Annotated in this window: 12 protein-coding genes; 4 read left to right on the top strand and 8 right to left on the bottom strand. The window is 45.4% G+C overall.

Annotated elements, in window-relative coordinates; all coding sequences use genetic code 11:
- Nucleotides 1-65 precede the first annotated feature (65 nt).
- Both C6Y39_RS18585 and C6Y39_RS18580 read right to left on the bottom strand, forming a co-directional pair.
- Entirely contained in the window at nucleotides 66-1,907 is a 1,842-nt protein-coding gene (locus C6Y39_RS18585) for an ABC transporter ATP-binding protein (protein WP_105932686.1), read from the bottom strand.
- 342 nt (nucleotides 1,908-2,249) lie between these two features.
- On the bottom strand, nucleotides 2,250-2,876 hold the full coding sequence (locus tag C6Y39_RS18580) for an RraA family protein (protein ID WP_105932685.1): 627 nt from the start codon (nucleotides 2,874-2,876) through the stop codon (nucleotides 2,250-2,252).
- Nucleotides 2,877-3,135: 259 nt separating this feature from the next.
- On the opposite strand from C6Y39_RS18580, the gene C6Y39_RS18575 reads away from it, so the two are divergent.
- Together C6Y39_RS18575 and C6Y39_RS18570 are read left to right on the top strand one after the other, a co-directional pair.
- The gene (locus tag C6Y39_RS18575; RefSeq protein WP_105932684.1) at nucleotides 3,136-5,202 is read left to right on the top strand and encodes a M13 family metallopeptidase; all 2,067 of its coding nucleotides are present in this window, start codon (nucleotides 3,136-3,138) and stop codon (nucleotides 5,200-5,202) included.
- A gap of 119 nt (nucleotides 5,203-5,321) precedes the next feature.
- Entirely contained in the window at nucleotides 5,322-5,993 is a 672-nt protein-coding gene (locus tag C6Y39_RS18570; protein ID WP_105932683.1) for a lysoplasmalogenase, read from the top strand.
- A 2-nt stretch (nucleotides 5,994-5,995) separates the two neighbouring features.
- Here the strand turns inward: C6Y39_RS18570 and C6Y39_RS18565 are convergent, their stop codons facing one another.
- From C6Y39_RS18565 to C6Y39_RS18545, 5 genes are all read right to left on the bottom strand, one after another.
- Nucleotides 5,996-6,394, bottom strand: a complete 399-nt coding sequence (locus C6Y39_RS18565; protein WP_105932682.1) for an ACT domain-containing protein — start codon at nucleotides 6,392-6,394, stop codon at nucleotides 5,996-5,998.
- A gap of 33 nt (nucleotides 6,395-6,427) precedes the next feature.
- Nucleotides 6,428-7,807, bottom strand: a complete 1,380-nt coding sequence (gene dbpA, locus C6Y39_RS18560; protein ID WP_105932681.1) for an ATP-dependent RNA helicase DbpA — start codon at nucleotides 7,805-7,807, stop codon at nucleotides 6,428-6,430.
- Nucleotides 7,807-9,114 (bottom strand): substrate-binding periplasmic protein, encoded by a 1,308-nt coding sequence (locus C6Y39_RS18555; RefSeq protein ID WP_105932680.1) that lies wholly within the window; start codon nucleotides 9,112-9,114, stop codon nucleotides 7,807-7,809. The genes dbpA and C6Y39_RS18555 overlap by 1 nt, the downstream gene beginning before the upstream one ends.
- The gene (pyrC, locus tag C6Y39_RS18550) at nucleotides 9,084-10,130 is read right to left on the bottom strand and encodes a dihydroorotase (protein WP_105932679.1); all 1,047 of its coding nucleotides are present in this window, start codon (nucleotides 10,128-10,130) and stop codon (nucleotides 9,084-9,086) included. Before pyrC ends, C6Y39_RS18555 begins: the two co-directional genes overlap by 31 nt.
- A 101-nt stretch (nucleotides 10,131-10,231) precedes the next feature.
- Entirely contained in the window at nucleotides 10,232-10,774 is a 543-nt protein-coding gene (locus C6Y39_RS18545) for a lipocalin family protein (RefSeq protein WP_105932678.1), read from the bottom strand.
- A gap of 270 nt (nucleotides 10,775-11,044) precedes the next feature.
- On the opposite strand from C6Y39_RS18545, the gene C6Y39_RS18540 reads away from it, so the two are divergent.
- The gene (locus tag C6Y39_RS18540) at nucleotides 11,045-11,995 is read left to right on the top strand and encodes an aldo/keto reductase (RefSeq protein WP_105932677.1); all 951 of its coding nucleotides are present in this window, start codon (nucleotides 11,045-11,047) and stop codon (nucleotides 11,993-11,995) included.
- 20 nt (nucleotides 11,996-12,015) lie between these two features.
- Nucleotides 12,016-12,399 carry an SMU1112c/YaeR family gloxylase I-like metalloprotein gene (gene gloA2 / locus C6Y39_RS18535; RefSeq protein WP_105932676.1) on the top strand — a complete coding sequence of 128 codons (384 nt, stop codon included), beginning with the start codon at nucleotides 12,016-12,018 and terminating at the stop codon, nucleotides 12,397-12,399.
- A gap of 83 nt (nucleotides 12,400-12,482) precedes the next feature.
- On the opposite strand, the gene C6Y39_RS18530 is transcribed toward gloA2, so the two are convergent.
- The gene (locus C6Y39_RS18530) at nucleotides 12,483-13,298 is read right to left on the bottom strand and encodes a mechanosensitive ion channel family protein (protein WP_105932675.1); all 816 of its coding nucleotides are present in this window, start codon (nucleotides 13,296-13,298) and stop codon (nucleotides 12,483-12,485) included.
- Between the last annotated feature and the right edge of the window lie 16 nt (nucleotides 13,299-13,314).

Here is a 13,314-nt window from a genome sequence, read left to right as displayed (position 1 = left end):
AACCACTTTCAAGATACAAGCGGTTTATCGCTCCCAAATGCTCTTCCCATTATTTCTTTCTAAGATTATTCTACCCCAATGAAACCACCGGTTTGATGCGCCCACAGCTTCGCATAAATACCATTATGAGCAATGAGTTCGGCATGTGTGCCCTGCTCTACAATATTGCCTTTATCGAGCACCAACAACCGGTCCATTTGCGCTATCGTCGACAAGCGATGTGCAATAGCGAGCACGGTTTTGCCCTCCATTACTTTGTCTAGACAAGCTTGAATGGCCGCCTCGACTTCTGAATCCAATGCAGATGTCGCTTCGTCTAGTACAAGCACAGGCGCATCTTTCAGCAATACCCGAGCAATCGCAATTCGCTGTCGCTGCCCACCAGAAAGTTTCACACCCCGCTCGCCTACATGGGCGTCGTATCCTGTTCTTCCGTGACTATCGGTGAGGGTTAGAATAAAGTCATGTGCTTCGGCCTGCTTGGCAGCGCGGATCATGTCTTCTTCTGTCGCATCCGTGCGACCGTAAAGGATGTTGTCGCGCACCGAACGATGCATAAGCGAGGTATCTTGTGTCACCATACTGATTTTGGCACGCAGGGTTTCTTGCCCAACCTGAGTGATATCTTGTCCATCAATAATGATGCGGCCGCTTTGGGTGTCGTAAAAACGCATAAGTAAATTTACCAAGGTCGATTTACCTGCACCAGATCGCCCCACTAAGCCAACTTTCTCCCCTGGCTTAATGCTTAAATCCAAGTGAGAAAAGACATCGATAGGTTTATCATCAGCACCAGAATACGAGAAGTTCACATCATCAAACGTAATACCGCCACCGCTAACTTTAAGTGCATTTGCCTCGGGTTTGTCTTTAACCGCGATAGGTTGAGCCAGCGTATTCATGCCGTCCTGCACTGTGCCCAAGTTTTCAAATAAGCCTGATACTTCCCACATTACCCAATGCGACATTCCGTTTAGGCGAAGACATAAGCTTATTGCAATGGCAATATCTCCAGGGCTTGCGATGTTTTCCATCCACAAATAAATAGATAGAGCGCCAATGGTGAAAATAAGAATGGCGTTAGCCATTTCCACACAAAATTCCAATACGGTGACCAAACGCATTTGCGGGTAAACCGTTTTAAGAAAACCATCCATGCTCTCTTTTGCGTAATCCGCTTCACGGCGACTATGTGAAAACAGCTTTACCGTTGTGATATTGGTATAGCTGTCAACAATACGCCCCGTCATTAATGAACGCGCATCCGCTTGTTTTTGTGATACTTCTTTTAGTTTAGGCACCAGCACTTTTAAGATGCCAATGTACACAAAGAACCACACGATAAGCGGCATGGCTAGGCGCCAGTCAGTGCTGAAAATAAGCACAACCATTGAGATAAAATAAACACTTATATATACCAGCAAGTCGAGAACTTTAGTCACGGTCTCTCTCACTGATAGTGCGGTTTGCATTACCTTAGTGGCAACACGTCCGGCAAATTCATCGTGGAAGAACGTTAAGCTTTGCCCCAGCAAGTAGCGGTGCGCCTGCCATCGAATACGCATTGGGTAGTTCCCCATCAACGACTGACGGGAAAATAAGGAGCGAAGCAAAATAAACAGGGGAATTAGTACAAGTACGGTAACTCCCATTCCTATAAGTGTAAACTTTTGGTCGGCTAAGAATGTTTCGCGATTTTGCTCGGAAAACCAATCCACTAGCTGTCCTAAGAAACCAAACAATGCCACTTCTAGCATGGCAACAATTGCACTTAGCACGGAAACGGTGAGGATTACGCCCCACATACCTTTGGTATAATACTTACAAAAAGCAACAATGCCTTGCGGTGGTTGGGTAGGTGGCGTATCAGGGAAAGGCTGGGTAAGCTTTTCAAAAAATGAAAACATGTAAAACTCGTTTATTGTTCAGTGACAGAGCACATTTACGCATGCCCCAAAATGCTAGGTCACAATTCTACACGATATAAAAACGCGTGTTGAACTTTGCGTCATGTTTTACCGCAAAGTTCACTTAAAGTTGGTTAATATTTTGTAGAAACAAGGGCTGATTTGCTTCTCTTTTACTGTGTTAGAAAGCTCATGACCACGCCCGTTTATAGAACACTTGGTCATGGCTGCTAAACAAAGAGAAGCTGTTAGGTGGTTTGACTGAACAACCAGCCTCAATTAGATAATGTTGTAAACCGCTGGCAGTGACACAGACAAACACGGTTCGTTTAATGGGTAAGACTACTCGTTTGTATATCCGAGTTCAGTCAGAATACTCTCCACTTTTTTGACGTGCTCGGCCTGCCATTGCGCTAACGTCATAGCCCCGTCTTTCTCGGCCCGCTTTTTAGCAGTGTCAAAGGCCGTTAATGCATCCGCTTTTGGAATAACAGCAATACCCTCCTCGTCTGCCACGATAATGTCACCTGCGTTAACTACAACACCACCGCAGCTCACTGGTTCATTCAGCGGCGAAATGCATTTCTTGGCACCCGGCTTAGGTATTACACCGCGAGCAAACACGGGAAATTTGTTTTCACGTGTTTCTGCAATATCACGAATCACACCGTCAATAACAAAACCTTTGATCCCGCGAGCCTGCGCAATTGCACACACATTACCACCAGCGACAGCGAACTTGTCATCGGCCTCTACAACAATAATGTCACCAGGGCTTGCGCGATAAATTGCCGCATGGAGCATAAGATGGTCTCCTGGTTCACATTTTACGGTGAAAGCAGGGCCAGCTATACGCGGGATACCTTCCCATAAAGGTTTTATGGCGTAATCCATAAACTGGTGTCTTGGAAGCGCATCTGCGTATTCGCAAGGCGAGACGCTGTCAAAAGGGATATTGTCTAATTCCATTGCCTTTCCTGTCTTTTTTCTGGTGAGAGAAATCACTATAACGAAATTGTGACCCCAAGTTGTTACAAGCTGTGTATTTTCACTATAAACACTTTTTCTGTCAGCACTGCCATGCTAAAAACATGTGTGAATATAAAAGGCGAGTAGGTTTTTCAGGTTCTTAACCTTTTAAGCAAATGAGAGAGCTATAGCCTCGAGCCAAAAACAAATTAACGGTAGATGTCACCACTACCGATAAAATAAAAAGGAAAAACTCGACATGTTACGTAGCGTTCTAAGCTTAAGCGTGGCGCTGGCCTTAACGGCTTGTAGCCCACAAAATTCGTCCACAGAACAACAGACACAAAGCGCGGCCACTAAAGAGGCTCAACAGCAGCTTTCCTCAGGTGTCATAAAAGAAAATATGGACTTGTCTGTTGACCCAGGTGATGACTTTTTCCGCTATGTAAACGGCAAATGGTTTGATAATTTTGAAATACCAGCAGATAAATCGAGCTACGGCTCTTTCGTGATCCTTCGCGATGAAGCACAAGATCACGTAATGGACATTATAAAATCATCTGCCGAAGGTGACTTTAAAGCGGGAAGCGACGAACAGAAAGTGGGAGATTTCTACCGTGCCTATATGGACATGGAGACCCGCAACGAGCTTGGCACGACGCCGCTAAAACCTGAGCTATCCAAGATTTATGCTATTGAAGATTATACCGACCTTGCCGAGTACTTCGCATACGCTGCTCGCTATGGCTACGGCACACCATTTAGCCTAACCCAATATCCAGATCTTAAATCGCCGAAAGAATATTTGATGTATACGTGGCAGTCGGGACTGGGGCTTCCTGAGCGCGAGTACTATTTCAAGGACGATGAGACGTCACAAACCATTCGTGATGCCTACGTTAAACATATCCAAACCATGTTTGAGCTAGCGGGCTTCGAGGCGCCTAAAGAAAGCGCAGATATGCTCTTCGCGCTAGAAACGAAGATTGCTCAACTGCACATGAAAAAAGAGCAAGCCCGTAACTTTGCTGCCAATTACAACAAGCTAAACATTGAAGAGCTCAAAGCCTTAATGCCTAAGTTCGACTGGGACGCTTACCTTTCTGAAGCTAACATTAGCGACATTCCTTCACTCGGCATTTTACAAAAAGACTACATGCAAAACATTGATGGCGTTATTGCTGAAACCTCACTTGAGGACTGGAAGACGTTTCTTAAATGGGGCTTGTTAAATGCGTCTGCCGGCCGTCTGAACGCCGAACTCGATGAAGCAAACTTTAACTTCTACAGCAAAGTGCTTCGCGGCGTAGAAGAGCAGCAGCCACAATGGCGTCGTGCAGTGAGCCTTTCAAATGCCCACGTTGGTGAACTTATCGGTAAGGTCTATGTAAAACAGCACTTCCCGCCAGAAGCGAAAGACCGCATGATGGAAATGGTTAACAACCTGCTGTTGGCTTACAAAGAAAGTATTGAAAATCTTGATTGGATGACAGATGAAACTCGTGCGCAAGCGCTGGACAAATTGTCTAAGTTTACCGTGAAAATTGGTTACCCAGACCAGTGGAGAGATTATTCAGCTCTGACGGTTAATGCCAGTGACCTATTTGGAAATTTAAAGCGTTCTTCAGATGTGCTATACGAGGAAATGTTGAAGAAACAAGGTGGCCCAGTGTGGACCCATGAATGGGGCATGACCCCACAAACCGTTAATGCCTACTACAACCCACCGCTAAACGAAATTGTATTCCCTGCGGCTATCCTGCAACCTCCGTTCTTTGATATGAACGCAGAAGATGCGGTTAACTACGGTGGTATTGGCGCGGTAATTGGTCACGAAATTGGCCATGGTTTTGATGATTCAGGGTCAACTTTCGACGGTGACGGCGTTCTGAGAAACTGGTGGACTGATGAAGATCGGGGCGAGTTTGAAGCACGCACTGCAAACTTAATTGAACAGTATAATCAGTTTGAAGTGCTGCCTGATTTGCACGTAAACGGTGAATATACCTTAGGTGAAAACATCGGCGACCTTGGCGGCATCAGCATCGCACTTAAAGCTTATCATCTGTCTCTTGATGGTGAGGAAGCGCCTGAACTAGATGGTTTCACTGGCGATCAGCGTGTATTCATTGGTTACGGCCAAGTGTGGGCCAGCAAATACCGTGAAGAAGCCTTGCGCAGCCAAGTACAAACCGATACTCATTCGCCTACCAAGTTCCGCACTAACGGTGCTGTGCGCAACGTGCCTGAATTCTACGAAGCGTTTAACGTGACCGAAGAAGATGCGTTGTATTTACCACCAGAAGAACGCGTGAAAATTTGGTAATTTGCACACATAACCATGCGTAGATAATACGACAGTTAAAGCCCCATGTTTTGTTCGTCAAACTGGGGCTTTTTTGTGGTGTAACAAAAATAGAATTAAGCTGTTTTAGATAACTAAATATGAATGTAAGAGCAACTATCGTTTTTATGATCTTGGCGCTGCTTTACCTAGCGACGCTGCCGTTTTCGCCTTATGCCGCACAATTTCTACCTAAGGCGCTTCCCATTGGTGTACTGATGGTATTTGCGTTCATAAAGCTTGATAGTACGCCGCGATATGTCGTGTTGGCTGCACTACTTTTTAGCATGGCTGGAGATATCAGTCTGGCTATACCGTTTGAGGAAAGTTTTATAACTGGATTATCGTGCTTTTTCCTCGCGCATTTATCCTACGCCGTATGCTTTGCTTCGCTGTATTGCCGTCAACAAAGAATACACACCGACAATGTTATTTCGCACAAAACTAAGTGGCTAGTTAGTATTATTATCGTTAGTTTCGCCACGCTGATGGCTGCCCATATCCTGCCAGCATCGAAAAGCTTATTTTACCCTGTCGTCGCCTATATTAGCGTTATCACGGTAATGGGATTAGCCGCAGTGTGCCTAGCACGAACCAAACTAATTATAACTGGCGCTATGCTTTTTGTGACCTCAGATGCCATTCTCGCCCAGTCGGTTTTTAAAACGCCGCTTCCACTATCAGCCTTTTGGGTTATGACGACGTATTATGCCGCGCAATATTGTTTAACGGTGGGCCTTACTAGCGCGTTCTTACGAAAAGAGACAAGGTAGGATTAGTTAGACAACGACGTTAAAACGTCTAGCGCCACATCGACTTTTTCAGCTGGCACAAAAATATGGTCATGGTAGTACGCGGCCACCACGTTTGCGCTAATTCCTGCATTACCCAGTGCGGTGGACATAGCTGCGGTCATGCCTACCGCATCCAAACTTGAATGCACTTCACACGTTATACAGCGGTAGTAGCCTTCAAATTGCAGATTAGCTTGCTTGGCCGCAGTCACTGGCAGGATGAGCGTTGTGCCCTCCCGTTCCTGAAACATACCTTTAGCCACCGAGACAAGCGTGCTTGATAACTTGTCGGCAGGCAGTGTAGTGAAAACATAATTTTCACTACTCGCCACGGGATTTAAGTTTTTAAGTAACACGCTTAAGTCGGTTTCAGCTATCACGCTACGCTCTTTTAGTTTAACGCTATGGTTTGTTTAAAGCTTTTTAGCTCTAATACGCTTCCCTTTAATTTTACCCTCTCGAAACTGCGTCATGGCTTTTTTCACGCTACGCGCTTTTACAGCGACAAAACTCATACTGTTTTGAACTGCGATTTTGCCTAGGTCATCGCCAGGAATCCCCGCATCTTTGGTCAGCGCCCCAACTAAATCACCAGGACGAAGTTTTTCTTTTTTACCTGCACTTAATGAAATACAGGTGAACTCAGGCTGAGTAATTTTGTTTTTATGGAACCGTAAACTTTGCGCGCCTTTAAGTGGAATGTCGCTTTCCTGTAGCACTTCTATTTTTCTTAAAAAATGCTCTTCCTCTTCACTTACCAGAGTGATAGCCATGCCTTTTGCACCTGCTCGCGCTGTGCGTCCTATCCGGTGAATATGGGTTTCAGGCTCTTCGCTCACGGTGTAGTTTATAACACAGGCAACATCGTCTATATCTAATCCACGGGCTGCTACATCCGTAGCAACAAGCACTTGCAATGAGTCGCTAGCAAACTGCATCAACACAGAGGTTCTTTGATGCTGCTCCATATCCCCCTGAAGCCCTTTCGCACTAAAACCGTCTTCAATTAATTCATCTACAACGTCATTGACCTGAGTTTTACGGTTACAGAAAACAATGGCATTTTTAGGCTGATATTCCGTCAACACCGCTTTAAGTGCCTGCGTGCGCGTGTGAGGTAATACGTTATAGCCCAGCTGAGTTATTGCAGGCTTATTCTCTTGAGATTCTACTTTGCAAGTTACCGGATTATGCAGGTACTGCTTAGCCACACGCTCAATTTGTTCGGTGAAGGTGGCAGAGAACAACAGAGTTTGTACCTGCTTTGGCGTTTGACCAAAAATAACCCGCAGGTCATCTTCAAACCCCATGTCTAACATGCGGTCCGCCTCATCAAGAACCCGCAATTTTACATTACGTAAATCAATGCGGCGTTTCTCAACGTGATCCATTACGCGGCCTGGCGTGCCTACAATGATATGCGGGCTATGTTTAAGCGATTGAATTTGCGGCCCCATCGGCTGACCACCACACAAGGTGGTCACCTTGATGTTACCGATATCTTTTGCCGCAGTACGGCACTGTTGCGCGACTTGTTCAGCCAGTTCTCGCGTAGGGCAAAGCATAATTGCTTGTGTGGTGAAGTCATTCACTTCTATCTGCTGCAACGCGGGGATCACGAAGCACAGCGTTTTGCCACTGCCGGTCTGGGCCTGACCGATAACATCTTTACCCTGCAATGCCTCTGGGAGTGACTGCGACTGTATGGGAGAGAGCTGGTGTATACCTTGTGAGTCTAGCGCCTTTGCGATGGCGGGATTTATATCTAATTGCTTTACTGTTTCAACTGTCATTAATTTGGGTTCCAAAGGTGCACTACACCATGTTCGGTATGATGAGCTATGCCGTATTCTTGGGACACCATGTCACTCCATGAAGAAAGCCGCTCATTAAATTCATCACTCATTTTCACATCGGCCGCCGCTAACTTGAGCTTTTCTAAAACCAAAACACAGGTGTCTTTCTTGGATAGTGCTAGGTAGGCCGTTGAGATATCGTACTTACTTGAAAGTGTTATTGTCTCACATTTAAACTCATTTGGATTGCATCCAAAGTCAATCGCGCCCTGAGAACCGAAAATCGTATCTATTTCGTTGTTAAATAATGCTTCAACTAGCTCATTCCAAGAGTCATAGGCGCTTACTTTAAATCCATTTTCAAGGGCAACGTTATAGCGATAGTCTTCTAATAGCGTCCCTACTCTGAATGTTCGCGGTACATCATCAAAGCTTTCAAAATGGGGTTTATTTATGCCGAAGAGCCCGTGCAGATTGCGTGACACCGGCGTTATCCAGTGAAACACATCGTCTCTCTCTTCCGTACGAATAACGGCAAAAACCAAAACGTTCGATTTAGACATCGCCTCTTTAGCAATGCGCTTCCAAGGTGCCGACAATATATCTTGTGGCGAGGAAATTTCTTTGAGAACGCTATTAACAAGGTCGGCAGCGATGCCTTTTAACTTGCCCCGCTCCCCCTTTTCAGAAAAGAGTGGAACCACGTCTGCAATTACCCAAAGGTTGCTTGCATCAGCATCCAACTGACCTACTAGACTCAAAAGACCATAGGCTAGCTCTATCTCGGAAAAGCTCACTGACAGCGTAGATTTCACATTATTAGCAAGCAGGTGAAAGCCCTCAGAGTTTTTATACTCACTAATTTTTTCGCTTACGCGTTCTGCAAATTGGAAAGAGGTGGAATTTTTATCGATAGCAATATAGCTGACCGCGACTTCTTTTAGCTGATTCCCTGCGTTCGGCGTACAGGGCACGGTCTCGCCACACTCAAAAGCAAACAATGGAGATATCCAATAATACTCCCGCTCATTATCTGCCGTTCTAATTAGATTAAGATAGAGACGAGGGCTCGCCTGCTCTTCATCTGACATAGGTAGCAGCTCAGTTTGCTCCGATGATAAGGCATTTTCCAGCACCATACGGGCATACTCATCGATGCTTTCTCGCAGAGGTTGAGAAAACACATTTTGCAAGTCATGGGTATCGGACTGAATAAGAACCTGTGCCCTTGCAGAATTGATCCACAGGGCACTTAAACAAGCAATGAGTACAATTAGGCTTGGAAAGCCTTTTCTAGTTTCCATTGTAACGTTTGTCCGGCGAAGAATGGGACCATATCGGTGCCATCAGCTAAGGTAACTTGTTCTGGCACCATCCACGACTCTTTAACTAATGTCATTGTAGTTGTATTTCGCGGTAAACCATAAAAATCTGCACCATAATGGCTGGCAAAGCCTTCTAGTTTGTCTATTGCGCCTAGCTGTTCAAACACTTCTGCGTAAAGCTCAATTGCCGACCACGCACTGTAACAACCCGCACAGCCACATGCATTTTCCTTTTTGTGTTTCGCGTGAGGTGCTGAATCTGTTCCTAGAAAAAACTTTTTATTGCCGCTTGCCACCATATCACGAAGCGCTTTTTGATGAGTATTGCGTTTAAGTACTGGCAAACAATAATTGTGTGGTCGTACTCCACCCACGAGAAGGTCGTTGCGATTTAGTAATAAATGCTGAGGGGTGATGGTGGCTCCAACAAAGTCACTCGCGCTTGCAACAAAACTTGCCGCATCTGCGGTCGTAATATGCTCAAACACTACTTTTAGTTTTGGAAACGCCTCAACGATTGGGCCTAGGTGTGTATCGATAAACACTTTTTCACGATCGAAAATGTCGATGTGGTGCTCTGTCACTTCACCGTGAATGAGTAGCAACAAACCTTGTTCTTGCATCGCTTGGAATACAGGGTACAAAGCCTGAATACCTTTTACTGCCGCGTCAGAATTCGTCGTTGCTCCCGCAGGATACAACTTGCACGCCGTGACACCGGCTTGCTTGGCGTCAACAATATCTTGAGGTGTTGTTTGATTAGTAAGAAACAGGGTCATTAATGGTTCGAAGCTACTGCCACTAGGTCTTGCAGCCTCAATACGGCTTTTGTATGCCATCGCCATATCAGCATTAACCACAGGCGGCACAAGGTTCGGCATTACAATAGCACGTTGAAAGCAGCGCGCGGTTGCCGGAACGGTTTCTGCCAACATTTCGTTGTCGCGAAAATGAAGATGCCAATCATCTGGCGTGGTAATGGTGAGCGTTTGCATGCCTTGTCTCTCTTAGTACTTATTCAAACAGAGGGATATTTTGCGCGCAATAATAGCACAACTCACAATTTTTGCGCGCAGAACGAAACTTCGGTTTTGGGCTATGGTTGATTTTTTTCGTGCTCTACCCAAATTAGCTTGTTGACGTCATAGCCAGCAGCTGTGGCTGCATCTAAAAGCTGAGAACGCACATCATCAGCAATTGAAGGCGTGCGAGCTAAGATCCAAAGATAGTCTTTATCAGGGCCGGTGATTAACGCGTATTGGTATCCTTCTTTATCTAGCTCCATGATTACGTAGCTCGCATAAAATGGGCCAAAGAAAGAGACCTTAAGGTGTCCGATTGAAGGGGAATCTACAAAGTACGCTTTGCCCTCCGCTTCATCCCAAGCGTTGTCTTCTTTAGAAAAACCACGATTGATGACTTTTACACCACCGTCATCGCGCATACTGTAGGTTGCTGTTACATCGCTCAACCCTTCCTCAAAACTATGGTCGTATCTTGCAATTTCGTACCACTTACCTAAGTAACGAGGAAGCTCAAATTCATTAACCGGTGTAACCTTTTCAGGTACACCAGTACATCCGGATATACCCAAAAGGAAAATCCCGCTCGCCAGCGCAAAAATCAGCTTTTTAAACATATGTTTTCTCTCTCCGTAAATGTGTTTATAGCAAAGACGCGTCGCTACTCAACACAGCCTGCCGCTTGACTCAACAGAACATTGCCCCTTAATGTGGGCTCAACCATCCGATATAAGCCAGCTGTCGTTATAAAAAATAATTTCGCCTAATCAAACTTTTATTATGAGTGCCCTCATATTACAGTGCCTGACGAGTAACAACGAATTGATACCAATAACGAGTGCCTTAACGTCTTGTCCACTCGATATTTTGAATAGGAAGTAGAACAAATGAACGCACATTTTCCACACGCAAGCCGATTAATTTACGGGTGCATGGGGCTCGGTGGAGGTTGGAATAATTCACCTGTCACAAAAGATGATATAAGCCAAGCCCGCTCCATTATCGACACCGTTTTAGACCTAGATATTAACGTATTTGACCACGCCGATATTTATACCTTTGGCAAAGCCGAAACTGCCTTTGGTGAGGCACTGAAAGAAGCGCCCGAGTTAAAAGACAACATGATCATCCAATCAAAATGTGCAATACGCTTTGAAGATGATTTGGGACCAAAGCGTTACGATTTCTCTGCGAACCATATCCACAACTCAGTGGAAGGTATTCTTTCACGCTTAGGCATAGAGCAGCTTGATGTTTTATTGCTTCATCGCCCTGATCCATTAATGGAGTTAGAAGAAGTCGCGGGCACACTACAGCTTTTACAACAGCAAGGAAAAATTAAGCATGTGGGCGTATCAAACATGCACGGGCACCAAATTAACTATCTTCAATCAGCGCTCTCAACGCCGATAGTCGCCAACCAGTTAGAAATGAGCTTGGGTTTTAGAGACTGGTTAGAAGACGGTATTACAACCAACAATGCTGCAAACCGTAACATCGGGTACGCGCCTGGCACACTTGAATATTGCATGATGAACAATGTACAACTGCAGGCATGGGGAAGTTTGGCCCAAGGCAAGTATACAGGCGCCACGGCAGAAACGAGTAGCGATAAAGCCACGGCTGATTTGGTTGCGCAGCTAGCGGGGGAATATCAAACGACACCCGAAGCTATTGTGTTGGCTTGGCTTATGCGCCATCCCGCAAATATTGCTCCGGTTTTGGGTAGCACCAACGTTGAAAGGATTAAAGCTAGTCAGAAAGCGATGGGTGTCCACCTGACCCGAGAGCACTGGTATAAGCTATTTGAGGTAGCTCGCGGCCAAGAGATGCCATAACAATCAACGAGGGAAATAGTATGTTGAAAGGTTTTCATCATGTTGCTGTTATTTGTAGCAATTACCCGCGATCAAAGGCGTTTTACACGGACGTCTTAGGTTTTTCTATCATTGATGAAAATTACCGAGAAGCCAGGGATTCGTATAAATGCGACTTGGGCTTGCCTGACGGTAGTCAAATAGAATTGTTTTCATTTCCAGGCGCACCGCAAAGGCCATCACGCCCCGAAGCACAAGGGCTCCGGCACTTGGCATTTAAAGTCGACAATTTAGATGAAGTGATTAATCACTTAACGAATAAGGGCGTGGAATGCGAACCGGTAAGAATTGATGAATACACCGGCAAACGATTTACGTTTTTCCAAGACCCTGACGGTTTACCTCTAGAGTTATATGAGCGCTAAAGGGCGTTCTTTTATTAAAAAAATGCCGAATAGAAGCGTGTCTTTATTCGGCATTTTTTGGTTAAAACGTCTGATCATTTGGACTAATCGAGCATTCTAACTTCCCGCTGCGGAAATGGAATATCAATATCATGCTGTTGAAGTGCGTTAAAAATAGCTTGATTGAGCGCATATCGCACCTCGAAATGCCTGACCGCGGGTGCCCACACCCGAATTCCAAAGTTGATGCTACTATCGCCAAAGTTATCAACGCCAATGGCCGGTGACTTTTCGGTGCTTACACCGTCAACGGTTTTAACCGCGTTTCGAATTACGTCAATTACGTTGTCTACATTACTAGAATACGCAACACCGATTTCCAGCTCGATGAGCATATTTTCTGCAGAGTTGTGCAATATTTCGCCCACAATTAACTTATTGGGAATTTGAATATGCACATTATCTTCGTCGATAAGTATGGTGTAGGGCAGCATCACTTGGTCGACAACACCGGCAACCCCACGAACGCGAATGGTATCTCCCACAACAAAGGGGCGAGTGATGATAATGGTGAATCCAGCCGCATAATTTGCCAGCATTCCCTGAATGGCAAGGCCTGCCCCCAAGCCCACTGCGCCTAACGCAGCAATGAGTGGCGTAACACTAATACCAACGTTGCCTAACGCTATTATGATGACAAGCCCAAGCACCACCAATTTACAGGCACCACCAGTGAAACGACTAAGCGTGACATCAATGCCTTTGCTTACCATTAGGTTTTCAACCACATGGCCTATTTTGTTGGCAACCCACCAACCAATGAAGAATATGATAATGGCACCTACAATTTGGAAGCTGTAGGTCACTGCAAATTCAACCAGTGTGTCGTATAGCGCTTGCGCTTGTTTTAATTCATCCATTTAGCGTTAGTACAAT

Source organism: Alteromonas gracilis (assembly GCF_002993325.1).
GTDB lineage: Bacteria > Pseudomonadota > Gammaproteobacteria > Enterobacterales > Alteromonadaceae > Alteromonas > Alteromonas gracilis.
The sequence above is the reverse complement of the archived record's forward strand: the minus strand, read 5'-3'. Positions and strand labels throughout refer to the sequence as shown.

Excerpts from the sequence above, each read along its gene's own strand:
- C6Y39_RS18575 (WP_105932684.1), top strand. The coding sequence starts at position 3,136 with ATGTTACGTAGCGTTCTAAGCTTAAGCGTGGCGCTGGCCTTAACGGCT.
- pyrC (WP_105932679.1), bottom strand. The coding sequence starts at position 10,130 with ATGCAAACGCTCACCATTACCACGCCAGATGATTGGCATCTTCATTTT.
- C6Y39_RS18540 (WP_105932677.1), top strand. The coding sequence starts at position 11,045 with ATGAACGCACATTTTCCACACGCAAGCCGATTAATTTACGGGTGCATG.
- C6Y39_RS18545 (WP_105932678.1), bottom strand. The coding sequence starts at position 10,774 with ATGTTTAAAAAGCTGATTTTTGCGCTGGCGAGCGGGATTTTCCTTTTG.
- C6Y39_RS18530 (WP_105932675.1), bottom strand. The coding sequence starts at position 13,298 with ATGGATGAATTAAAACAAGCGCAAGCGCTATACGACACACTGGTTGAA.
- C6Y39_RS18585 (WP_105932686.1), bottom strand. The coding sequence starts at position 1,907 with ATGTTTTCATTTTTTGAAAAGCTTACCCAGCCTTTCCCTGATACGCCA.
- gloA2 (WP_105932676.1), top strand. The coding sequence starts at position 12,016 with ATGTTGAAAGGTTTTCATCATGTTGCTGTTATTTGTAGCAATTACCCG.
- dbpA (WP_105932681.1), bottom strand. The coding sequence starts at position 7,807 with ATGACAGTTGAAACAGTAAAGCAATTAGATATAAATCCCGCCATCGCA.
- C6Y39_RS18570 (WP_105932683.1), top strand. The coding sequence starts at position 5,322 with ATGAATGTAAGAGCAACTATCGTTTTTATGATCTTGGCGCTGCTTTAC.
- C6Y39_RS18580 (WP_105932685.1), bottom strand. The coding sequence starts at position 2,876 with ATGGAATTAGACAATATCCCTTTTGACAGCGTCTCGCCTTGCGAATAC.
- C6Y39_RS18555 (WP_105932680.1), bottom strand. The coding sequence starts at position 9,114 with ATGGAAACTAGAAAAGGCTTTCCAAGCCTAATTGTACTCATTGCTTGT.